The organism is Micromonospora sp. AMSO31t, from assembly GCF_008868175.1.
Classification (GTDB): domain Bacteria; phylum Actinomycetota; class Actinomycetes; order Mycobacteriales; family Micromonosporaceae; genus Micromonospora.
In genome coordinates this window covers 1-21,586 of the sequence record NZ_WBKT01000001.1, presented here as the reverse complement: position 1 = coordinate 21,586, position 21,586 = coordinate 1, and the positions used below count along the sequence as shown (strand labels likewise).

Genomic DNA, 21,586 nt, shown 5'->3' with positions numbered 1-21,586 from the left:
CGGGAGCCGCCGGGCCCGGTGCGGACCCGGCGGCTCCGGTCGGTCAGGGGACGAGCCGCGCCTCGACGTAGTCGAGCCCGGCCAGGTAACCGACCGACGCGGCCGCCTTGCCGGTCACGGTGAGGGTGAGCGTGTGCCGGCCCGCCGTCAGCTCTCGCCGGCCGTAGTCGAGCGGGTCGCTCACGACCACCTCCGGCGAGTGGTACGCGTCGAAGGCCGGCCCGATCCGGGTGCCGTCGATCGCCACCGTGTTGGTGCCGTAGTCCCGGGCCAGCGTCTGCACGAGGCGCAGGTCGTAGGTCCCGGTGGTGGGCACGGTGACGTTGACGGTGACGCTCTGGTCCGGCCCGTTGGCGTGGAACCACAGCTGTGCGCCCTGCGACCAGTGGATGCCGCAGCAGTCGCCCTGCGGATCCGCCGGCGCGTCGGCCCTGACCGCGGGCAGGAGCGATTCGCCCTCGATCCGCAGTGTGTCGCCGGTGCTGGCCGAGGCGGTCGGCGAGTACGGCCCCGCGTTGCCGGCCGCATCCACCGCGCGCACCCGGTAGTACCAGGTCTCGCGCAGGCCCAGACCCGTGTGCTCGAAGCTCGGGCGGGTCGTGGTGCCGACCCGGTTGGCCGGTCCCGGCGTGAAGCCCGCCTGGCGGGAGGCGAACACCTCGTACCGCGGGCCGTAGACGTCGTCCCGGGCCGGCTGCCAGGCCACCGTCACGGCGTTGGTCGTGCCGCTGGTGGCGGTGAGCCCGCTGACCGCGCCCGGCCGCTTGTGGTCGGTGAACGGGGTGGCCAGGCTGAGCACCGCGTACCGGGCCGCCGACCAGGCCGGAGCGCCGGCGGCCGGCGTCAGGGTGACGGTCACCGCGTCCCTGCCCCGCGTGAGCGCGGCCGGTAGCCGGTACTCGTCCTCCAGCCACCGGTGCGACGCGTTGGCCAGTGGCTGCGTCCAGGTGCCGGCGTCGCGCCCGTCGACCTGGACCGCCACCGACTGGTACCCGGCCGACTGGTCGCCGACCCGGCGCAGGACGGCGCCCGCGTTGTCCTTGTCGAGGGCCACCCGGAACCGGATCGGGTCGGTGGAGGCGCGGACGTCGTCGGTCACCGGTCGGGGCGCGCCGTCGTCGCCCTCGAAGGTCGCCGTGAGCACCGTCCGGTCACCGCCGGAGGCGTACCGGTGGGCCGCCTCGCTGGCGGCGTCGCCCACGTCGACCGTGTCCGTCCAGCGCTGCCCGAGGGTGTCCTGGCCGTACCAGTAGGCGGTGGAGCCGTACCGGGCCGGGTCCTGGTCGCCCGGGCCGTGCTCGATGCCGAACCGCAGTCCGGTCGAGAACGCCACCGACTCCGCGAGCGTGAGCCGGTATGCCCCGGTGCAGTCGTACTGGCAGCCGTAGTCGGCGACCTCGTGGGCCGGGTTGCCGTTCATCGGCGCGGAGAAGGTGCCGTGGTTGAAGTACCAGCCGCTCTCGTAGAAGTCCTCGGTGCCGGTGCCGTGGATGCTCGGGCTCTGCGCACCGTCGACGTAGACGCGCTCGTCACCCTCCAGGTAGTTGCGCTGGTTGCCGGCGGGGATGTGCCCCTCCATGGTGTGGGTAACTCCCACGAACTTCCCCCGCCCGGCGACGTCGAGGAAGAGGTGGTCCGCTCCGGGTGTGGTGTCGGCGCTGGTCGCGGTCGCCCGGAAGTAGCCGGTGTCGCCGGTCGGCCGCAGGGCCGCCGCCCACTGGGCGGACCGGGCCGTGGTCACCGTGGCCACCGAGGGCTTGATCGCGACGTCGGACCCGTTGCGCAGCTCGATCGACCAGCGCGACCGGTAGGGCATCGGCCACCAGGCCGACAGCGTCGCGGTCGCCGGGTCGACGCCGAACATCAGGGACCGGACGGAGTGCAGTCCGAGGCCGGTGCCGAAGAACTCGCCGAGCGGGGCGTCCACCGTGGTCTTCCCGTCGAACGAGATGCGCAGCCGGGTGTCACGCAGCACCGCGTCGGACGCGGCGACGGCGGCCTTGCGCTCGTCGTCGGCCGGGTAGGACAGGGTGTTGCTGCCCTGCCAGGTCTGCGCGGTGATCCGGTAGCCGTGCGCTGCCTCGACGTCGGTGTGCGCCGGGCCCAGGTCGACCGTGTCGGTGCGCTTCGGGGTGCCGGAGACGAGGCTGTCGACCCAGTACGTGAACTCGTTGACGTCGAGGTCGGACGAGACGAACTCGTTGCGGATGGTCAGCTTCGTCTTGCCGGCCGTGGCGCTCGCCGGCAGCTCGACGGCCTGCTCCAGCCAGGTGCCGAACGGCACCGGGTCGTTGGCCAGCCACTCGGCGACCGGTGCGCCGTCGACCAGGATCCGCGCCCGCTGGTGCCCGATGTGCGGGTCGAGCCGGCGGGTGAGCCGTACGCCGGTGTTGGCCGGGTCGACGGCGACGGTGAACTCGCTGCCGCCACCGGCGCCGAAGGCGCGGCCGTCGTCGGCGACCGGCTGGGGCGCGCCGACGAGCTGCGGCATCTTCAGCTGGAGTGCGGTGATCGCGCCGGGGCCCACGCCACTGGCGAGGGTCGCCCGACCGCCCGCGGGGACGGCGAAGGTGCGCTCGGCCGTCGCGGCGCCCGGCTGGGCGGGCTTGGGGTCGCGGGTGCCGGCGGCCTTGAGCTGCGCGATGACGTCCTCGGCCCGGTCGGTGGGGTCGAACGTGCGGACGCCGTCCGGGGTGGTGAACTTCCGGTAGGAGACGTGGTGGAAGATCGGGTTCTTCTCGGTGGTGACCCGCATCGAACTGCGGTACGTCATGGGCGCCTTGATGTAGACGCCCCCGGAGCTCTGCGCCGCGTTGGCGACCACCGGGTAGACGAACGGAGCACCGAGCTTGCCGTCCACGACGTCCTGGAGCTTGGCGTCGAGCACGGTCTTTCCGTCGAGGACGACCGTGATGGTGCCCGTGGCGGAGACGTTGCCCTCGTCGCGGGTGAACCAGATGGAGTCGATCTCGCCGGCGCCGGTCGCCTCGGCGATGACGCAGCCCTCGGCGCTGGTGCGCAGGCATGAGTACCGGCCGGAGAAGCCGTCGTCGTTGCCGCCGCTGCGGTCGAAGCTGGAGAACTGGTAGGCCCGGGATCCGTCGGTGAGTTCCGGGAGCCGGTCGAGCCGGCGGTAGACGTCCCAGCCGACGGGGCCGTTCGAGGCCGATCGGGTGGCGGCCGAGGCCGGTGCGGTGAGACCGACGACGGCCGAGCCGGCGACGAGCGCCGCCGCGGCGGCGGCACCGAGCAGCCGCCGGGGCAGGGTACGTCGTACGCGGGTGGTGGGTGTCATGAATCGCCTTTCCACATCGGTGGGTGGGGCGGATCGTGAGGTGCGACAAGGAATCGATTTCTCGCTGCAGCTGCGATCAGGTTAGGCAGCCGTCGCACGGCGGTCAATCCTTGAATGTTCACGACGAGGTCGGCGGCCCTACGACGTTGACAGCCCCACCCGTCGCTCCTATGGTCCTGGAACAGAACTGAGCAAACGATTTCTCGTCCCGAGAGCGCACCCGCGCTCGCGCGGCGCGCGGGGAGGGGGCAGCCGTGCCCCGACCCGCCGTCCGCACCGGATTCCTCGGCGCGGGCACGGGCACCACCACTGGCCGGCCGAGGGGCACGCTGTCGGTGCGAGACTGGCCGTGCCGGGACGGGCGCCTGCTCGTTACCGTGGACACCGAGGTCGTGATCGGTCGATAGGAATCCACCGGATGGAGGCGAATGGCGACGATCTACGACGTGGCACGGCAGGCTCAGGTCTCGCCCGCGACGGTCTCGCGGGTGCTGAACGGCCGCACCACCGTCGATCCAGTCATGGCCGCACGCGTGCACCAGGCGATGCAGGACCTCGACTACCGTCCCAACGCGGTCGCCCGCAACCTGCGCCTGAGCCAGACCAGCCTCTGGGCGGTCATCATCTCCGACATCGGCAACCCCTTCTTCACCTCGATGGTGCGGGGGGTCGAGGACGTCGCGCAGAGCGCCGGCTACTCCGTGGTCCTGTGCAACACCGACGAGGACCCGGAGAAGGAGTCCCGGTACATCGCAGCGGTCCTCGCCGAACGGATGGCCGGCGTCATCATCTCCACGTCGGGCCGCTCGACGGTGATCAACCAGCTCCTGGAGGCCCGCATCCCGGTCGTGGCGATCGACCGTCAACTGCGCGGCGTCACCATCGACACGGTGCTCGTCGACAACGTGCACGGGGCCGGGCTGGCGACCACGCACCTGCTCGACAACGGCTACCAGCGGGTTGCCTGCATCACCGGCCCCCGCCGCATCTCCACGGCCGCCCAGCGGCTCCGGGGCTACCAGCGCGCGCTGCGGGAACGCGGGCGGGAGGCCACCGACGCCCTCGTGCGGTACGCGGACTTCCGCGAGGAGGGCGGCTACCGGGCCATGGCCTCGCTGCTCGACAGCGACAACCCGCCCGACAGCGTCTTCGCCACGAACAACCTGATGACGGTGGGTGCCGTCGAATGCCTCGTCGACCGCGGCATTCGGGTGCCCGACGAGGTCGGGGTCGTCGGATTCGACGACATTCCGTGGGCACACCTGGTCCGGCCGTCGCTGAGCACCGTCTCCCAGCCGACGTACGACCTCGGGCGTGCCGCCGCCGGGCTGCTCACCGAGCGGATCGCCAACCCGTCGCGGCTGCCGTCGACCGTCACGCTCAGCACCGGGCTCCAGGTGCGCGAGAGCTCCACCCGCCCGAGCTGACCGCTCGCCGGCACGAGGGCCCGGCGACCCGGCCGGCTTCCTGTCCGGCCGGGTCGCCGAGCGCGTACTCAGAGGTTGACGTCGCCGCAGAGGTGCACCTGGACGCCGAGTTCGGCGAACAGCGCAGCCTTCACCCGCAGCGCCCGGTCGGCGGCCTCCGCGTCCGGCGCGTAGGCGACGTTCACGTGGTTGGCCTTGTGGCGGGCCATCAGTTGATCGCGGCCGACCCCGTGCAGCACGGCATGCATGATCGGCCACTGCGGGTTCGTGGCCTCCAGCCGGCGCCGGGTCTCCTCCGCCGGCAGCTCGACGACGGTCGCGCGACCGAGGTCGACGTGCAGCCCGCCGTTCATGATGAACACCCGGGACCAGACGATCTCGCCCGGCTTGGAGACCCCGCTCAGCGTGCCGCCGCCGAGCGGGAAGAACATGGGCGGCTGCCGCATGCTGTACGACTTGTCGTACCCGCCGTGGTGGGACGCCGGCACCGAGCCGGAGATCTCGAACACCCAGACGAAGTCGCCGCCGTACGTCTCCCCCCACCGGATGTCGTGCAGAGTGGTGGCCGGGTCGAAGCCCATGGCGGTCCAGATGCGGTTGGTGACCAACGAGTCGACGGCCACGCCCTCGTCGACCTCGTTGAAGTGCGGCAGCGGCGCGCCCGCGTAGAGTTCCCGGCTGCCGTCACGGCTGCGTACCGGTGGCCGCTGGACGTTGTTCAGCAGCCCCTCGGCCAGGTCGCTGGCCGGCACGGTGTCCTTCAGCCCCTGCTGGTACTGGATGCCGACCGCGTCCAGGCCGAAGTCGTCGGCGATGCGCAGGGCGGCGATGTACATCTTGAACTGACTGGTCAGCTGCGCGTCGGTGAGCTCGGTCGCCTCGTCGGTGCCGGTGTGGAAGGTCAGCCCGGCCTCGTCCAGCCAGCGGCGGACGGCGTGGGCCTCCTCGTCGGTGACCCGCGCCATCTCGGCGACCAGCGCGCTCTGCGACAGCCGCTCCTTGTAGATGCCCAGCGGGTTGATCAGCTCGTCGTCGAAGATCGCGTTGTACATACCCATGCAGCCCTCGTCGAAGACGCCGATGATGGCCTTCTCGCGGGCCAGTTGCGCGGCCAGGGCGCGACCGAGCTGGACCTCCGCGTCGTCCGGCAGGGCGGGCAGATCGCGGACGTGACTGGTGTCGTGGCGCAGCTCGCCGGTGTCCAGCCAGGTGCGCAGCCCGTCGACCGCCCAGTCGTCGGTGAAGTCCCGGCTCCACAGTGCGGAGTGCCGCACATCCGCTTTCGTGAGGCTCGCGGTGAGGTTGAGCAGGCCGACCAGGCCCGGGAACTCGCCGCTCCAGTTGGCGACGATCAGGATCGGTCCCCGGTGGCTGCGCAGCCCGGCCAGGACGTGGTGGCTGTACTGCCAGACCGCCTCGACCACGATGAGCGGCGCGTCGACCGGGATGCGCTTGAAGACCTCGATCCCGGCCCGCTGGCTGTCGATGAAACCGTGGCCCTTGTCCGCGTCGAACGCGTGGCCGCGCTCGACCTTCCAGCCGAGCGCGTTGACCGCGGCCGCGAGGTCGGCCTCCAACTGCTGCTGGGTGGGCCAGCACGTGACGTTCGCGCTGGGCCGGAGATCGCCACTGGCCACCGTGTAGACGGTGCCGGGCGCCGCCGCGGGCGGATCGGCCAGCACGGGCAGCGGATAACTGGTCATGGGGCGACTCCTTCGGTGCGTGGGGTGCCGCTGGCCGGCGGCGGGCCGGCGGCCAGAAGACGGTCCTGACGTGCAGCGAGCGCGTGCGCGACCCGCTTGGAACTCGTGTACAGCTCGCGGTACAGCTCGTAGAGCTCGTCGTAGTCGGCGGCCAGCTCCGCCCGGGGCTGCCGGATCTCCTTGGCGGGGTTCCACGCCTCGATCGAGACGGGCCACCCGGTCCGCGCGGCGAGGAACGCCGCCCCGTAGCTCGCGCCGATGGTCTGCGACGGGATGACCTGGGCACGCCCGGTGACGTCCGAGACGATCTGCGTCCACAGCCCGCCCTGGGTCCCGCCACCGACCGCCACGACCCGCTGGATGTCACCACCGCTCGCCTCGATCGTCTCGATGTTGTGGCGTACGCCCAGAGCGGTGGCCTCGAGCGCGGCCCGGTACAGGTCACCGCGGGTGTGCGAGACGGTGAGGCCGGCGACGACGCCACGGGCCCGCGGATCCAGGATGGGCGTGCGCTCGCCCGCGAAGTACGGCAGCATGAGCAGCCCCCTCGCGCCCGGACCGGAGGTCTCGGCCAGCCGGAGCAGCTCGGGAAAGTCCGGCGCGCCGAACAGCTCGCGCAGCCACGCCGTGATCGCGCCCGAGGTGGCCAGCCCACCGGCGAGGTTCCGCGTCCCGGGCAGGGCGCCAACCGTGCCCCACAGCGACGGGTTCGTGAGGCGGCCGGTCACCGTGTGGACGAGGAACATCGTGGTGCCGTACATCAGCATCAGGTCGCCCACACCGTGGGCGCCCACGCTGATCGCCTCCGACCAGGCGTCGATGGTGCCGGTGACGACCGGGACACCCGCCGGCAGGCCGGCCTCCGCCGCCGCGCGCGACGTCACCGTCCCGGCCACCTCGTCGGGCCAGCGCAGGGGCGGCAGGATCAGGTCGGGTGCGAGCTCCGTCGCCCACGGCGCGTACCAGTCCCGGCCCTCGGTGTCGTAGAGCGGTGTGCACTGGCTCGCGGAGTGCTGGTCGAGCACGTAGTGGTCGGTGAGCTTCCACGCGAGCCACGAATGGGGCATGAAGAGCCGGCGGGCCCGGGCGAAGAGTTCCGGTTCGTTGTCGGCCACCCAGGCCACCTTGGCGCCCGCCGCCTGGCTGGACAGCGCCGAGCCGCACCGGCGGAGGATCTCCTCCGCACCGAACCGCTCCGTGAGGCGCGCGATCTGCCGGGTCGAGCGGGTGTCGACGCCGTAGAGGATGGCCGGGCGCAGCGGGGCGTTCGCGGCGTCCGTGAGCAGCACACACGGCCCCATGCCGCTCACTCCGACGGCGACGACCTCGGCATCGCCGGGTGCGAGGAGCTCACGGCTGAGCGCGACGAACTCCTGCCACCAGACGTCCGCGTCCATCTCCACCCAGCCCGGTCGGGGGCGGCTCACCTCGTGCGACCGGGTCGCCGAGCGGAGGACCCGGCCGTCGGCGTCGACGAGGACACCCTTGCTGCTCGATGTGCCGATGTCGACGCCCAGGGCAGCCGCAACCTTCATGGCGTCACTGTTTCAGCAATCGATTTCCGAATCAAGACCGATCCGTCGACGTCTTTCCCTACCCGATCGGAGCAGGCGCGCTGGCCTGCTGCCGTATCTCCTGATGAGTGCGGGTGTCGCCACGGCCGGAGGGAGTTCGGACAGACGGGAAATCGTTAACTCAGTTCGGCTCCGACCGTCCGCGATGGCGGTCGGATCACCAGCGGGTACGGATGTGCCAGCGGGTGCGGTACACCGGACGCCGCAGGTGCGGGATGAACGCGATCGCCGTCATTCCGACGGTCATGACGGCGGCGACCGTGAGCGGTGCCAGCCCTTGCATCATCGGCGCCGCCAGCGCCAGGACGGCCACGCCGATGGGCAGCGCCACAGGAACGCCCGGAACACCACCAGCGCGTACACCGCCCGCCCGGCGAGGAACACCACCGGACCGGCGGCCACGATGGCCAGCTCGGTGCCGTCAATCTCGCCGACGGGGTCCCTGGCGACCAGGTCACCACCGGCGGCGACCACCAGCCGGATCGGGCTCGGCAGGAACGCACCGACCAGCCAGAGCACGCCGGTCAGGCAGAACCAGATCAACACCCGCATCGGCCGCCTCTGCAGGGCGTGACCGCGCAGGGCGGTGATGAGGATGAGCCCGCGCCAGAGGTGCAGGCCCACGTACGCCCCGGCGAAGGCGATCCCGTTGGCCCCCTCGAACGCGCTGCTGACGGCGAGTGACATCAGCAGTCCGCCGAGCAGCACGCCGAGGACGATCAACTGGACTATCGGCAGCTTGGGGTCGTACCAGTCGGTGGTGTACGCGGTGACCGTCCACACCCACCAGATCGCGGCGAGCAGGACCACCGTTTCCAGCGCGTGATTCCAGCCGAGGTTGCCGGTCAGCCGGTCGGTCAGCCGCAGGAGTGCGACGATGAGGCCCAGGTCGAAGAGAAGCTCCAGGTAGGAGATCCGGCGGGGAGTCTCCTGATCGCGCAGGATCCACCCCGACCGTGCCCGCGCCACCGCCCCCGCTTCTCCGGACAATCCTGCCAAATTCGTACCACGTCCGGAGCAGCGGGTGGGGCGTTGCCGCACAATCCGGGCCGAGCCCGCGGTGCGAGGTGAGAGCTACCCGTGCAGGGCGGGCCGGTAGATGAGCTCCTGGGTGCGACCGTCGAGTGTCCGGCTCTCCAGCAGCTCCAGGTCGAAGTCGGCCGCCCCCTGGAAAACGGGTTCCGTCCCGGTCCGACCGCTGATCACCGGGAAGAGCGTCACCTGGACGCGGTCGACCAGACCGGCGGCCATCAGCGACCGGTTCAACGACAGGCTGCCGTGCGAACGCAGGGGCACCTCGGACTCCCGCTTGAGCCGGGCGACGACGTCGACGGCGTCGCCGCCCACGACTGTCGCGTCCGGCCAGTCGAGGGGACCGTGCAGGGTGCTCGACACCACCGTCGCCGGGAGGCTCCGCATCCGCGTGACCCAGGCGTCCCGGACCTCGGACTCCTCGGTGCTCGCGGCCAGCATCCGCGCGAACACCCGGTACGTGCGGGCCCCGAAGACCATGCGCTGCTCCTTGCCGTACACGGCGAGGCGGTGCCCGAGCAACTCGGGGCCCTGCTTGTCCCAGTAGCCGCCCCAGCTGCCACTGTTCGTGCCAAAGCCGTCGAGGCTGGAAAAGACGTCGAAGGTGTAGGTAGCGGTCATGATGCTCCCCTTGGGCGGGTGAGTTCCGTACGACGGGCCTGCAGGTGGGAACGCTCGGTCTCGTTGGTGGCCAGCGCCATGGCCTGGTCGTAGGCGGCTCGGGCCTCCGCGTCACGCCCGAGCCGGGCCAGCAGTTCGGCGCGGGTGGCGGGCAGCCGGTGGTAGCCCGGGAGGTCGACGTCCTCCAACGCGGCGAGGGCCACCGCCGGTCCGTGCACCTCGGCGACGGCGACCGCACGGTTGAGCGCGACGACCGGGGTCGGCGCGAGCGCGAGGAGCTGGTCGTAGAGTGCCAGGACCTGCCGCCAGTCGGTGGCGGCGCCGTCGGTGTGCACCGCGCTGATCGCGGCCTGGATCTGGTACGGACCCGGCCGGCTACGTCGCAGGCAACGGCGGACCAGGTCGTGGCCCTCGGCGATGAGTGTCCGGTTCCACAATGACCGGTCCTGATCGGTCAGGAGGACCAGTTCGCCGGTCGGGTCGAGCCGGGCCGGGCGGCGCGCCTCGGTCAGCAGCAGCAGGGCGAGCAGGCCGAGGACCTCGGGCTCGTCGGGCATCAACGCGGCGAGCTCGCGGGCGAGCCGGATCGCCTCGGTGCACAGGTCCGTTCTGATCAGCGGTCCGGCGGTGGAGGAGTAGCCCTCGTTGAACATCAGGTAGAGCACGGTGAGCACGGGCGGCAGCCGGTCCGGCAGCTCGTGTTCGGCGGGAACCCGGTAAGGGATGCCGGCGTCGCGGATCTTCTTCTTGGCGCGCACGATCCGTTGGGCGACGGTCGCCTTCTGGATCAGGTACGCCCGGGCGATCTCCGGTACTTCGAGGCCGCCGAGCAGGCGGAGCGTGAGGGCGGTACGCGCGTCCGGAGCGAGGGCCGGGTGGCAGCAGGTGAAGATGAGTCGCAGCTGGTCGTCTTTCACCGGTCCCACCTCCTGGGGCTCGTCCGGTTGGTGCAGCAGCAGGGCCTGGGCGTGCCGGGCCTCGCGGGTCGACTCCCGGCGGAGCCGGTCGAGGGCCCGGTTGCGTGCGGTGGTCACGATCCAGGCGCCCGGGTTCGCCGGCGGGGTCTGCCACTTCTGCAGCGCCGTGGTGAAGGCGTCCTGGACCGCCTCCTCGGCCAGGTTGATGTCACCGAGGAGGCGGGCCAGCGTGGCGACGCAACGGCCGTACTCCGCGCGGTAGATGCTCGCCAGGTCCATGTCGGGTGACCGGCTCCTGCTCAGGCTTGGGACAGGTCGTCGAAGGGGCGCACCTCAACCGGGCCGCAGGCAGCCGCGCACTTCTCGGCCCAGGCCAGCGCCTGGTCCAGGTCCGCGCACCTGATGACCCAGAACCCGGCGATGTGCTCCTTCGTCTCGGCGAACGGCCCGTCGCTCATGGTGGCGACGCCGTTCTCGACCCGGACGACGGTGGCGCTGTCCGGCGACCGGAGCCCGCCGCCGAAAACCCAGGCGCCCGTGGCCTGCATCTCGTCGTTGATCCGGCCGGTCTCCCTGAACATGGTCTGCATCTCCTCGTCAGACGGTGCCGGCGCACCCTCGACGAAGTGCACGGAAAGCAGGTACTGCCTCATGACGCGATCCTCCGGTAGCTCGACGGTCGGACGGTGACAGGTCAGGCGGCCAGCCGGCGCGCGACAGCGGGGATCACGATCACGGCCGCGACCAGGTGGGTGAGCATCAGCAGTGCCTTGGTCGCCACCCCGGCGTCGGCGATCACGTCCGGCACCAGCGACAGGACCGTCAGCACCACCGTCGTGCGGACGAACGTCCGCCGCGGACGCCGGGCGAAACGGGACAGCAGCGCGGCGATGACCACGCCGACCAGCGAGAAAACAGCGGTCAGCACGCCGAACCCCGCCACCGGGATCGGGGCGCCGCCCAGATCGAGGCTGACCCCCGCCGCGTGGCCCGCGGCGGCGACGGCCATGGTGGCGGCGCTCGCGGCAACCGTGGCGACGACGCCGGTCCGGACAATCGCGCCGAAGGTCGACGTGGTGGCGTGGGTCGTGTTCGCAGTGGTGGTCATCGTGCCCTCCAGTGGGTGTACGGACCGGCTCGGTTACCGGGCTCTCACCAGGACGACGAAGAGGAACAGCCCCAATCGACAAGCGAACCAAAATCTTTTCGACGACATTCGCCTCGGCTGCGTCCGACGATAGGCCGCCGGCCCTCCCGGCATCGATGAGCCGCGCGGAGCGCTCCCCTCCAACCCCACACCACCGGGGCCGTTCACGGTCTGCCCTCCCCCGGTGGAGGGAGCGCGTCCCCCGCTGCCGGGAGGACAGCCCGCCCGTCGCCACAGAGCATTGCTCCATGACCATCGAGCCTCGTCCTGTCGGTTCCAGGGGGCACGGCAACGGCCCGAAGCGCATGCGGGTCCCGGATCACTCGACCACCGGTCCGGCACGTCGTCGGGACGCTCCGCAGGGGGTTGGCAGGTCCGGTCGCTCAGCGCGTTCCGCCCCGTCAGCTGCCGCTCCTCGCGTCCGCCGGTGGGCGGTGGCCTGTGGGGTGTTCGTCGTCGCCGAGGTGATTCTGCGGGCGTACTGGCTCGCGGGAGGCCGGTGGGCGTACACCGCCTGCGACCGCACCAACCTGGTCGACCCGACGGGCGGCTGCGGCGCGAACCGGGTCGAGACACTGCCGTTCTGGGCGGGGTGGGGAGCGGTGGGAGTCGGTGCCGCCCTCGCGGTGCTGGTCGTGTGCGCGGGCCGGCTCCCCGGCCGCTACCCGGCCGCCGGCAGTTGGGCGGCGGCGGCACTGCTCCTGGTCCTCGCGTTCCCGCTGCATCTGCTCTTTGAGATCCCCGCGGCGTTGGCGGGACGCCCCTCGGACTGGCGCGACCTCGGCGCACGGCTCGCGCTGGGGACCGGCGGCCTCCTGTTCATCGGGCTCGCCAACGCCAGCGCTCCCCGGCGCGGAACGCGGGAGGCCGGATACCGGCCGGTGCCGCGGTGGACCCGCCGCTGGGCGTACGTGGCGGTCGCCCTGCCGGTGGTCGGTTGGGCCGTGCCGCACGGGCTGTGGGTGCTCGGCGTTCCGTTCGGCATTCCCCAGCGGCAACTGGAGGACACCCACCGGGACCTCTCGACCTGGACCGGCGCGGCGATCACCCTCGTTCCGCCGCTCGCCGGCCTGCTCGTCCTCGGGTTGACACAGCGCTGGGGGCAGCAGTTCCCGCGCTGGGTGCCGGGACTGCGGGGACGACCGGTCCCCCGGCTCCTGGCGGTGATCCCCGCCGGGGTCGTGGCGCTCACGCTGGTCACCTACGGCGTCCTGAGCAGCGCGGTGCTCGTGCGGCAGGTGCTCGCCGGCCACACGCACTGGTCGGATTTGCGCGAGGGGTGGGCGGTGACCGCCACCCTGCTGGTGTTCCTCTGCTGGGGAGTGGCACTGGGCATCACCACCGCCGGCTACGCCAGCACCACCCGGCCCCGCTCGGGAGCGGGCCACGGACACGCGCTTTCGCGGTCCAGGAGGCCCGACCTCACCCCAGTCTCCGCAAGAAAAATCGGCGCCAAGGCGGAGCCTGACGCTGATCACTGAGGGGATAACCACTGGTGTCCGAGGGGTGACACGAACCATTGCCCCACCGCCGATGACGATCGGCAAGACTCTGAGACTCACAGGGCCAACTGCTTCGTGACCTCTTCGGGAAAGCCGAAGAAGTCACCGAGCAGGAAGCCTTGGCCAGAGCGCGGCCAGTGAGATCGGGAGCCGTCAGCCCGAGGCGGGCGCTGGCAGCCCGTACCGTTCGGCCGCGCGCGCCTTGGCCTTCGCGGCCTCCACCTCGCGGTCACGGGGAGGCGCCTTTGTCACGAGGCTGTCCAATAGGTTCCGGGTGGCCACCGTGACAGCGCGGATGGCCTCGCCGAACGCCTCCTCGTTGGCCGCGGACGGCCGTGTCGTGCCGCTGACCTTGCGCACATATTGGGTGGCGGCGGCCTCGATCTCATCGTCGGTCGCAGGCGGTTCAAAGTTGTGGAGCACGCGAATGTTCCTGCACATGCCTATACGATGCCAGGCCGAGCCGACACCGGCAGATAGGTTACCAACGAAGCCCGCAGTCGGGCAGTTTCCGTCGGACGTTGTTCCAGCAGTGTGAGCTGTTGTTCTACGGGTGCACCGCCGACGCGGCGGCCGGGACCGCCACCGCTGGCCCGGCGCCGGACACCCCGAAACCCTGACCCGCCGCGACCGGCTGCTGCTCACCCTGGCCTGGCTCCGCCTGGCCCTGCCGTATAGCGTGGACCGCTCCACCGTCTCCAACGCGATACGCCAGGTCCGGCCACTGCCGGCCGGCCGAGGCTTCGCCACCCCGCTGGGGCAACGACTGCACACTCTGGCCGACGTCCTCGCCCACGCCGCCGCCGAAGGACTCACCATCCGCCTGGACGGCACCGAGATTCAGGTCCGCCCAGGGGCATCGAGCAGGTTTCCCGATACGTTCGATTGCTGGAAAGCAAGCCGTGGTTACCCCGGCTGCTCCCACTCAGTTGCCGAGCAACAGGCGCCCGTGGCAGTACATCTGGTCAGCAAGTTTGCGGTCGGTTCGGGCACCTGAAGCCGACGGGCGAGGCGCAGTTCCACCTCGGCCAGGTATTCGTCGACCCGCTGTGGGTGATCTTTCGGTCAGCGACGGCCGGTCTGGGCCGACTCGTTGTTAGCCCGACGCCGTGCGGTGTCCGAGCCCGGTCGTGGGTCCGTTTCGTCCCGCCGGTGCTGTTGCCGTCGGGATGCTGATCGTTGCCCGGGGGGCCGTTCCACGGTGTCGGCGGGCGAGGTGGTGCGGCTCGCCGCGGTGTCTACCAGGTCCGGCAGGTCCCGCCCGCCCACCAGAGGTAGCTCTCGCGTGACTGGCGCGACCGGCCCGGGCTCGCCCGCCGGGTCGGTGACTCGGGTCGTGCGCGCCCGGCCCGTGGCGGTTCGCGCCATCGGCGCCGGGCTGCGGGTCGTTTCCGACGCCGCGGGGCTAGCCTGCTCCGCGACGAAGCCCGGCGCGTCCGTGGTAGACGATGCGTCCCCGCGGCTGGTGGCCGACCGGCCCACCGCGTTGCGCGGCGTCCGGCGCGGCGCGGTTGCCGGCAGGAGCGGGGCGAGTTCCGCGTGCAGCGCCGCCCAGTCAGAGGCGCGAGACGGATCGGGTTGATCGGCGGTCGACGTGAGCCCGTCGCGATCGGACCGCTCCATCTGCAGGTCGGTACGATCGGGCGTCACCGCCTCAGACCGCTCCGATCCCGGCCGCTCGGCACTGTCTGCCGTCTGCTCGGTGGCACTCACGTGCTGAACGTCGTCCCCGGCCGACCCTGGCCCCGCTGAGCCGCCCGAGCCCGCGCCCGCTGCCGGAGAGATAGGGACCGTGGCCTGCGCGGGGGCTGCGTCCGGCGCAGGGGCCACGGTCTGCTGCGCGGAGGCGTGGACGAGGCCCGCCGGGGTGTCGGCGAGCAGCCGCGCCGCCGAGGCGAGTGCGACGGGGTCGGGCTGACCGGCCCGACGCCACCACCGGCGGCGGCCCGCCGGCAGGTTCCCGGCCAGCACGCGCTCAGGTGCCAGATCGGCCGCGATGAGGGCGGTGAGCCCGTCGTAGTCCGCCCGCTTGCCCAGCCGCCGGGCGATCTCGTCGAGGTCATACACCGCCAGAGCGATGTCGGCGGTGGTGGCGTCCAGTGCTCGACGGATCTTGCGGTGCAAGACCTTGCTGAGCGCCGCCTGCCGCCGCTCGGCCCGAATCTGCGCGTGCGCCGCGTCGAGCGAGTCGTACAGCCCGAGGCCGGGGTCGGCCTTGGCCAACGAACGGGCCCGGCGAGTCAGCCACGGATGCCGCAACCAGTGCCCGACCGGTTCGTACGCGGGCGTGGTGGGTGGTAGCTGCTGCCTGGCGCGCAGCCGGTCCCGCCGCTGGTTCTCGGTGTTCATCAGCCACACCAGATACCCGAGCAGGGACATGCCCGCGTAGAAGCCGCCTTCGAGGTGGTTGGCGTGAGCCAGCCAGTTGAAAACGACCGCCCCGGCGGCGATGCCGGCCGACAGCACGCGGGACAGGACCGCACTTTCACCGAGTCGACGGCGTACGTCGGCGTTCGCCAGCACCACGACACCGCCCAACTCCAACGCCCCAACGGCGGGAAGGGCCACGTACCACGGCATGCCGAGCCGCTCCATCGCCCCGGACACCTGGCCGCCGAGCGCGACCAGCAGCACGACCACGTAGAACCCGGTACGCAGCACCGCGACCTGTCGCACCGCCTTGGCCAGCTCCGCGTCCCACGCCGCCGGCGGGTCGACGCCTTGCGCCCCGCCGGCGGCGCCGTGCATCCCACCAGTTGAATCTCCGCCGGTCATCCGGGTCCGGTCCGGTTCCTCGAACACGCCGAGCAGGTTCCTCTCTCACTCCGGCCCCGGCCTGACGGCGCCGCGGCCGCCCGACCCGGCGGTGCCGCCCGCCGAGTCGCACCGGAGCCATGCTTCGGCTGCCGCCCGTCGTCCGCCGCATGCTACCGGGTCGCCGGCCGAATAGGAGATCTCAGACACCACACCCGGGGGCCGTCGTGGCCCCCTCCCGAGTCACGCCACCTCCAGTCACTGGTGCTGACCCGCCCCGTGGCATACCTCGCACCCAGGCCTCGCGGTGACCATCGGTCCCGGTTCCACCGGCCGATCGATGGTGTTCGTGAAACGATGGAAGACGTGGGAACTGCGAAGACTGCTACGCCTGCCATCTCGCCGCTTGCTGGCGAGCCCATCAAGCGTGCCGATGCTGAGCGGCTCGCGGGAGTGCTGAAGGCATTCGCCGACCCCGCCCGGCTGCGACTACTCAGTCTCATCCAGTCCGCTCCCGAGGGTGAGGCGTCCGTCAGTGACCTCACCGCGCCGCTGGGGCTCTCCCAACCGACCGTGAGTCATCACCTTCGGATCCTCACCGAGGCCGGTCTGCTCGAGCGCGAGCAGCGCGGTGTCTGGGCGTACTACCGCCTAATGCCGTCCGCGATTGCAGCGGTCGCCGAGCTGCTGACGCCGCCCCGCAAGCGGGCGACGAAGAAGGCCCGCTAGAACGCAGACGACCAGCAGGCCGTGCGGCTATTGGAGCGCGGTGTCGCCCTGGGACTGGTCGGCGACGCATCCGCTCAGCCTTGGCTGACCTTCAAGACCGGGACCCTGGGACGACTCGGCCGACCATGCGTTGGCACGATTTCCGGGTGGGTCGAGCCCGAAGGTGCACCTGGCCGGGGGCGATCGTGAGCCGGTCGGCTTACAGTGTGGGAATGTGGGAGTCTGTCGCCGCGTCGGTGGCGGGCATCATGGGCGCCGTGGCCGCGGCTGCGCCGACGCCGCCACCGACCCCTGCCGTGGACGCCACGCCGGTGCTGACGTCGACACCGTTCGGCGCGCTGCCCGCGCAGGGCGTGACCCACACCGTCACGATCGCCGGTAGGGGCACCCTCACGGCCACGCGAGTCACCTTCACCACCACGGCTGATCTCGACGGTGTCATCGCCCGAGCCGAACCGGGTCGGTGTGCGGCATCCCCTCGTATCGTCGTTTGCGACCTCGGCGACCTGCTGCTGGGTGCCGCCGCAGCGGTGCCGCGGATCACGATCACCGGGCGGATCGGCACGGGTGTGCCGCCGGGCACGCTGGTCCGCAACCGGGTCAGTGTCACTTCGGTGGAGTCCACCGCGACGGATCCCCGAATCGCCAGCAACGCCTATCTGCTCCCGGGCTCGGCGGCCACGGCCACTGCCACGGCCACAGATCCAGCGTTGGAGTCGCCGGCCGTGGCAAGTGAGGTCCGGCCGCCCGGACGGTCGCTGCGGGTGCCGGCCGTTGCGGCGGTGGTGGTCGGCGCGGTCGCGGCGGGCACCCTGCTGACGCGTCGACGGCTGCGGCGGCGTCACGGCCTGCCGCCCCCGGCCGGCTGTAACGACTAGGCACCGGGATTCGATGTAGCAGAGGGACGGGATCGGGGTCGACGGCGGGAGTACGTCATGGGTGAACGGTGGTGGAGGCAGGCCACGCTGGCGACCGTCGCCGGGGCGACGCTGATGGTGGCATCCTTCTGCCTGGACGCCGGGGCTGCGACCGCCGGGGCACAAACCTCATCGGCGCAGGGGCCCCTGCCGACTCTGCCGACCTTGCCGAACCCGTCGCTGACCGTGTCGCTGCCACCGGTGAAGCCGCCGAAGGTGACGCTGCCGCCGATCAAGCCGCCGACGGTGAAGCCGCCGCCCGTCCCGTCGGCCACTGCGTCGACCCGACCGCCTGCGCCACCCGCGACTACTCCGCCCACCGCCGGCAAGCTACCGCGGGTGGGCGTCTCGGCCCCGGCCAGCAACGACGGGCCGATGGTGAGCCCCGGATCGGCCCCTGCGCTCACCGCTGGCGACCCGGGCGCCGACCTGTATCCGCAGCCGCCGGTGGACGCCGCCGTCACCCCACAGGCCCGTCAGGTCGCCGCGCTGAGCGACGTCCAGCACCGGATCCAGTACCTGGAGAACATTCTTGCTCGGACCCGCGATGACCTCGCCAGGGTGCAGCGCGGGCCGGACCCGGTGCTGCAACTGCTGACGTCTCTGACCGCCGGCGGGGATGCGGACGCGTCGCCCTTCGCCGTGGCGGACTCCGCGGATGTGGTGGACACCCCCACCGGTCGCGCTGTCGCCCTGTCCGGCGCGATCACCTCCGGCCAGGCCGAACTCGTCCGCCGCCGGACGGAGGAGGCGCGGCTGCGGCAGGAGATCAGCCGTCGCGTCCGCGCGGTGCCCGCCGTGGCGGCACCGGCCCGCACCGTCGCCACGGTCGGTGGGGGCCTGCTCGGGCGTCCATTGTCGGGCCGGCTCACCAGCAAGTACGGCACCCGTTTTGACCCGTACTACCACGTGTGGCAGTTGCACCCGGGAGTGGACCTCGCCGCCCCGATTGGTACCCCGATCCTCGCGGCGGCGGACGGCCGCGTGTCGCGCGCCGGCTGGTACGGCGGCTATGGCAACTACACCTGCATCGATCACGGCAGGGCTGACGGGCAGCGGCTGTCCACGTGCTACGGCCATCAGTCCAAATTGATGGTGTCGCCCGGTCAGCGCATCCGCGCTGGCCAGGTCATCGGGCTGGTCGGATCGACCGGTGCCTCCACGGGTCCCCACCTGCACTTCGAGGTACGTCTCGGCGGCCGTCCAGTCGATCCTCTACCTTGGATCTAACCCCAACCATCCTCTGGAGCGGGACGAGACGTCGTCGGCCGGGGCCAGGGCCACCGAAGGAACCGTCGAGGGTCTGGCGCGGCGCCGGCCGAGCCAGTGTGCAGTCCTGACGCGCTCGGCCGTTCCGACGAGCGCGAAGGCCACCGCGTCTTCAGGAACACCGACTTGCCGGCGCCGGACGGACCCACCAGCACCGAGACCTCACCAGCCGGCGGGGCAATGCTGTCGTCCGACCAAACCGCTTGGCCACCGAAGGACTTAGTCGGCCCCTGCACGGCGAATTCGGCGCCACCGACCCCTCCTCTCACCTGATTGCTACCTGACGTCGCGGCGGCACGCCCTCATGCAACAGCCCTTTTGGGTCTCGTCCGGTGACGCAAGGTGGGCTAGGCAAACTGGCTGACGTCTCGATAGCGTGCGGTTAACCGGCCGGTAACAAAGGTGGCTCACATCCCATGACCAGAGCGATCGAGCCAGAGCTCGTGCGCCGGGCCGCCGCGGGCGACCGGGCCGCGGCGGCGGCCCTGCTCGCCGACCTGCGGCCACGGCTCGTCCGCTACTGCCGGGCCCGGCTGGGCCGCATCGGCGGGGCGCACACCACGGCCGACGACGTCGCGCAGGAGGTGTGCCTGGCGGTGCTGAAGGCCCTTCCCCGCTACCGGGAGCAGGGAAAGCCGTTCTCGGCGTTCGTCTTCGCTGTCGCCGCGCACAAGGTCGCCGACGCCCAACGAGCGGCGGTGCGCGGCTCCACCGCCGCCATCACCGACACCTCACTGGAGCGACCGGACGCCGCGCCGGGGCCGGAGGAACAGGCTGTCGCGACGGATCTGGCCCGTCGACTATTTGTGCTGCTGCACCGCCTCCCGAACGTGCAACGGGAGATCATCACGCTGCGGGTGGCGGTCGGTCTCACCGCTGAGGAGGTCGGCACCATCCTCGGCATGTCGGCACCGGCCGTACGGGTGGCCCAGTCCCGAGCCCTCGCCCGACTCCGTGCCCTTGCCCGCGACGGACTCGGCGAGGTGGCGGCATGAGTGAGCGCTGGCCCGACGGTGGCGAGGACCCGGACCTCACCACCGTCGCCCACGACGACCTGCTCCTCGACGTGCTCGGAGGCGGCGGCGGATGGGAGGCCGACGTCGACGGCCTGACCGCGATGCTGGCCGCCTGGCGCGCCGACCTCACCGCCGACGAGGAGAACGCCGACATGACGGGCACCCATGGCCTACACAGCCGGACGGACGTCCACTATCCGGTCGACCGTGTTGGGGCCGATACCGCCTCCGGGCACTTCCCCGCCTCGGCCCCGTCGCGACCGTTCATGCGGCGAGCCCTGCGGCTGGCCGCCGCTGTGGCCGCAGCCCTCGTGCTGGTGACTGCGCTGGGGGTCGGCAGTCGCAACGCCGGGCCGAACAGTCCCCTCTGGCCGCTGACCAAGGTCCTGCACCCCGAGCGAGCGGACGTACGCGATGCCGAGCGCACCATTGCCCGCGCCCGCGCCGCCGTTGAGGCGCGACGGTTCGAGGAAGCCCGGCAGTTAATCGGTCAGGCCCAACAGGATCTGACCCGGATCACCGACGTGGCCGAGGCCGCCCGTCTGCGCGCCGACATCGACGCCGTCCTGGACCACCTGACCGCTCAGGCCAGTTGCCCCACCTTGCCCCAGTGCGCGTCCATCCCGACGCCGTCGCCAGTCACCTCGACCGCCAGCCCCCAAGCAACCCGCGGCCAGGCGCCGGGAACGACCACCTCGGCGCCGCGTCCGGCCGCACCCACCCCCTCATCCAACTCCCGCTCCAGACCCTTGCCGCCGACACCGGAACTTCCCCTGCCGCCGACGCCGACCCCATCTGTACTGCTGCCGCTTCCCACCGGAGATCTGGTGGAGTCCTGAGATCCGCGGCGGACTTCTACGCCCTCTCGGGGCGCCCGTTCGAGGACGGCTGCAGCCTCGGCTCGCTCGCGAGCGAGATCGTCAAGACCGATCTCGACGTACACGACCGGCTCGCGGAGGTGTTCGCGCAGTGGCGCGAGATCTTCCGCGTCGGGCTCGATCGCATGCGACAACTCGGCCGCATCGACGCGTCCGCCGACCCCGCGCGGCTCGCCGACATGTTCCTCGCGGCGTACCAAGGCGGCATGCTCCTCTCTCAGGTCGCCCGGGACATCGGCCCCCTGCAGGACGCGCTCTCTGCGGCGGTTGACCATCTGCGAACGTTCGTGACGTCTGACGACCAGCACATAGAGTGATGGGAGTCGTATAGAAGGGCAGGGGCCTTGTCGGAACGCTGGCTGTTAGCTCAGGTCAAGACATCGCAGGGCGTACCGGCATACTTGCCTGATGTCGAGGACCGCGCCCACCGACGGGCCACTGCGGCGCTAGTCGAACTGCTTTAGGGCCGTCACTCCAGTCGTACCGGATGGACGGCCTGACCGCGCTGGTTCAGCGGAGGGTGAGGGCTCGCGAGGCGGGACAACCGGCGGGGACCGCGGTCTGGACGCCGGTGACCGTGGCGGACTGCCCGGCGGGCAGGTCGGCGGCGTTGCCGCCGAGCAGGGCCCAGGTGGTGTCGCCGGTCCGCAGCAGCGTCCAGCCGTCGCGGTGCTCGACCGTGCCACGCAGGGCACGGTGGCCGCGTACCAGGTCGGTGGGCATGTCGGGATCGCCTCCGCGGGTGCGCGGCGCGGTCCGGTCAGCGGCTGCTGAGGACGCGTCGCCGTCGGAGGAGGGGCTGACG

The 21,586-nt window shown here is 71.6% G+C and carries 20 protein-coding genes; 9 read left to right on the top strand and 11 right to left on the bottom strand.

Annotated elements, in window-relative coordinates:
• Nucleotides 1-43: 43 nt before the first annotated feature.
• Complete coding sequence (locus tag F8274_RS00095; protein ID WP_151460194.1) at nt 44-3,295, bottom strand: glycoside hydrolase family 172 protein; 3,252 nt, start codon at nt 3,293-3,295, stop codon at nt 44-46.
• Between the two features lie 428 nt (nt 3,296-3,723).
• Between F8274_RS00095 and F8274_RS00090 the strand changes: the two genes are divergently transcribed.
• Entirely contained in the window at nt 3,724-4,722 is a 999-nt protein-coding gene (locus tag F8274_RS00090) for a LacI family DNA-binding transcriptional regulator (RefSeq protein ID WP_151460193.1), read from the top strand.
• A gap of 68 nt (nt 4,723-4,790) precedes the next feature.
• On the opposite strand, the gene F8274_RS00085 is transcribed toward F8274_RS00090, so the two are convergent.
• From F8274_RS00085 to F8274_RS00055, 7 genes are all read right to left on the bottom strand, one after another.
• Complete coding sequence (locus tag F8274_RS00085; protein WP_151460192.1) at nt 4,791-6,425, bottom strand: fucose isomerase; 1,635 nt, start codon at nt 6,423-6,425, stop codon at nt 4,791-4,793.
• Nucleotides 6,422-7,960, bottom strand: coding sequence for an FGGY-family carbohydrate kinase (locus F8274_RS00080; protein WP_151460191.1), 1,539 nt, complete (start codon nt 7,958-7,960; stop codon nt 6,422-6,424). Before F8274_RS00080 ends, F8274_RS00085 begins: the two co-directional genes overlap by 4 nt.
• A gap of 321 nt (nt 7,961-8,281) precedes the next feature.
• The gene (locus F8274_RS00075; RefSeq protein ID WP_192579624.1) at nt 8,282-8,968 is read right to left on the bottom strand and encodes a low temperature requirement protein A; all 687 of its coding nucleotides are present in this window, start codon (nt 8,966-8,968) and stop codon (nt 8,282-8,284) included.
• Nucleotides 8,969-9,073: 105 nt separating this feature from the next.
• The gene (locus F8274_RS00070) at nt 9,074-9,652 is read right to left on the bottom strand and encodes a dihydrofolate reductase family protein (protein ID WP_151460189.1); all 579 of its coding nucleotides are present in this window, start codon (nt 9,650-9,652) and stop codon (nt 9,074-9,076) included.
• A complete protein-coding gene (locus tag F8274_RS00065) occupies nt 9,649-10,848 on the bottom strand; it encodes an RNA polymerase sigma factor (protein WP_151460188.1) in 1,200 nt (399 codons plus the stop codon). Before F8274_RS00065 ends, F8274_RS00070 begins: the two co-directional genes overlap by 4 nt.
• A 20-nt stretch (nt 10,849-10,868) precedes the next feature.
• Complete coding sequence (locus F8274_RS00060; protein ID WP_151460187.1) at nt 10,869-11,222, bottom strand: YciI family protein; 354 nt, start codon at nt 11,220-11,222, stop codon at nt 10,869-10,871.
• 41 nt (nt 11,223-11,263) lie between these two features.
• A complete protein-coding gene (locus F8274_RS00055; protein ID WP_151460186.1) occupies nt 11,264-11,677 on the bottom strand; it encodes a DUF6069 family protein in 414 nt (137 codons plus the stop codon).
• A 485-nt stretch (nt 11,678-12,162) separates the two neighbouring features.
• Here F8274_RS00055 and F8274_RS00050 point away from each other — a divergent pair, with 485 nt between their 5' ends.
• Complete coding sequence (locus F8274_RS00050; protein WP_192579623.1) at nt 12,163-13,197, top strand: hypothetical protein; 1,035 nt, start codon at nt 12,163-12,165, stop codon at nt 13,195-13,197.
• A 174-nt stretch (nt 13,198-13,371) separates the two neighbouring features.
• Here the strand turns inward: F8274_RS00050 and F8274_RS00045 are convergent, their stop codons facing one another.
• Nucleotides 13,372-13,659, bottom strand: a complete 288-nt coding sequence (locus F8274_RS00045; protein WP_151460184.1) for a DUF2277 domain-containing protein — start codon at nt 13,657-13,659, stop codon at nt 13,372-13,374.
• Between the two features lie 112 nt (nt 13,660-13,771).
• On the opposite strand from F8274_RS00045, the gene F8274_RS00040 reads away from it, so the two are divergent.
• Nucleotides 13,772-14,215, top strand: a complete 444-nt coding sequence (locus F8274_RS00040) for a hypothetical protein (RefSeq protein WP_151460183.1) — start codon at nt 13,772-13,774, stop codon at nt 14,213-14,215.
• 68 nt (nt 14,216-14,283) lie between these two features.
• Here the strand turns inward: F8274_RS00040 and F8274_RS00035 are convergent, their stop codons facing one another.
• Nucleotides 14,284-16,020: a hypothetical protein gene (locus tag F8274_RS00035; RefSeq protein WP_151460182.1), complete on the bottom strand. Its 1,737-nt coding sequence runs from the start codon at nt 16,018-16,020 to the stop codon at nt 14,284-14,286.
• 309 nt (nt 16,021-16,329) lie between these two features.
• Here F8274_RS00035 and F8274_RS00030 point away from each other — a divergent pair, with 309 nt between their 5' ends.
• From F8274_RS00030 to F8274_RS00010, 6 genes are all read left to right on the top strand, one after another.
• Nucleotides 16,330-16,701, top strand: coding sequence for a helix-turn-helix transcriptional regulator (locus tag F8274_RS00030; RefSeq protein ID WP_151460181.1), 372 nt, complete (start codon nt 16,330-16,332; stop codon nt 16,699-16,701).
• Between the two features lie 212 nt (nt 16,702-16,913).
• Nucleotides 16,914-17,579: a hypothetical protein gene (locus F8274_RS00025; RefSeq protein ID WP_192579622.1), complete on the top strand. Its 666-nt coding sequence runs from the start codon at nt 16,914-16,916 to the stop codon at nt 17,577-17,579.
• 57 nt (nt 17,580-17,636) lie between these two features.
• Nucleotides 17,637-18,848 carry a M23 family metallopeptidase gene (locus F8274_RS31570; RefSeq protein ID WP_225853481.1) on the top strand — a complete coding sequence of 404 codons (1,212 nt, stop codon included), beginning with the start codon at nt 17,637-17,639 and terminating at the stop codon, nt 18,846-18,848.
• Nucleotides 18,849-19,303: 455 nt separating this feature from the next.
• Nucleotides 19,304-19,882: an RNA polymerase sigma factor ShbA gene (gene shbA / locus F8274_RS00015; protein WP_151460179.1), complete on the top strand. Its 579-nt coding sequence runs from the start codon at nt 19,304-19,306 to the stop codon at nt 19,880-19,882.
• The gene (locus F8274_RS31560) at nt 19,879-20,742 is read left to right on the top strand and encodes a hypothetical protein (RefSeq protein ID WP_225853501.1); all 864 of its coding nucleotides are present in this window, start codon (nt 19,879-19,881) and stop codon (nt 20,740-20,742) included. The genes shbA and F8274_RS31560 overlap by 4 nt, the downstream gene beginning before the upstream one ends.
• Nucleotides 20,631-21,098: a TetR family transcriptional regulator C-terminal domain-containing protein gene (locus F8274_RS00010; protein ID WP_225853498.1), complete on the top strand. Its 468-nt coding sequence runs from the start codon at nt 20,631-20,633 to the stop codon at nt 21,096-21,098. Before F8274_RS31560 ends, F8274_RS00010 begins: the two co-directional genes overlap by 112 nt.
• A gap of 193 nt (nt 21,099-21,291) precedes the next feature.
• On the opposite strand, the gene F8274_RS00005 is transcribed toward F8274_RS00010, so the two are convergent.
• Nucleotides 21,292-21,586 (bottom strand): hypothetical protein (locus F8274_RS00005; RefSeq protein ID WP_225853480.1); only part of this gene is annotated, 295 nt, incomplete at its 5' end.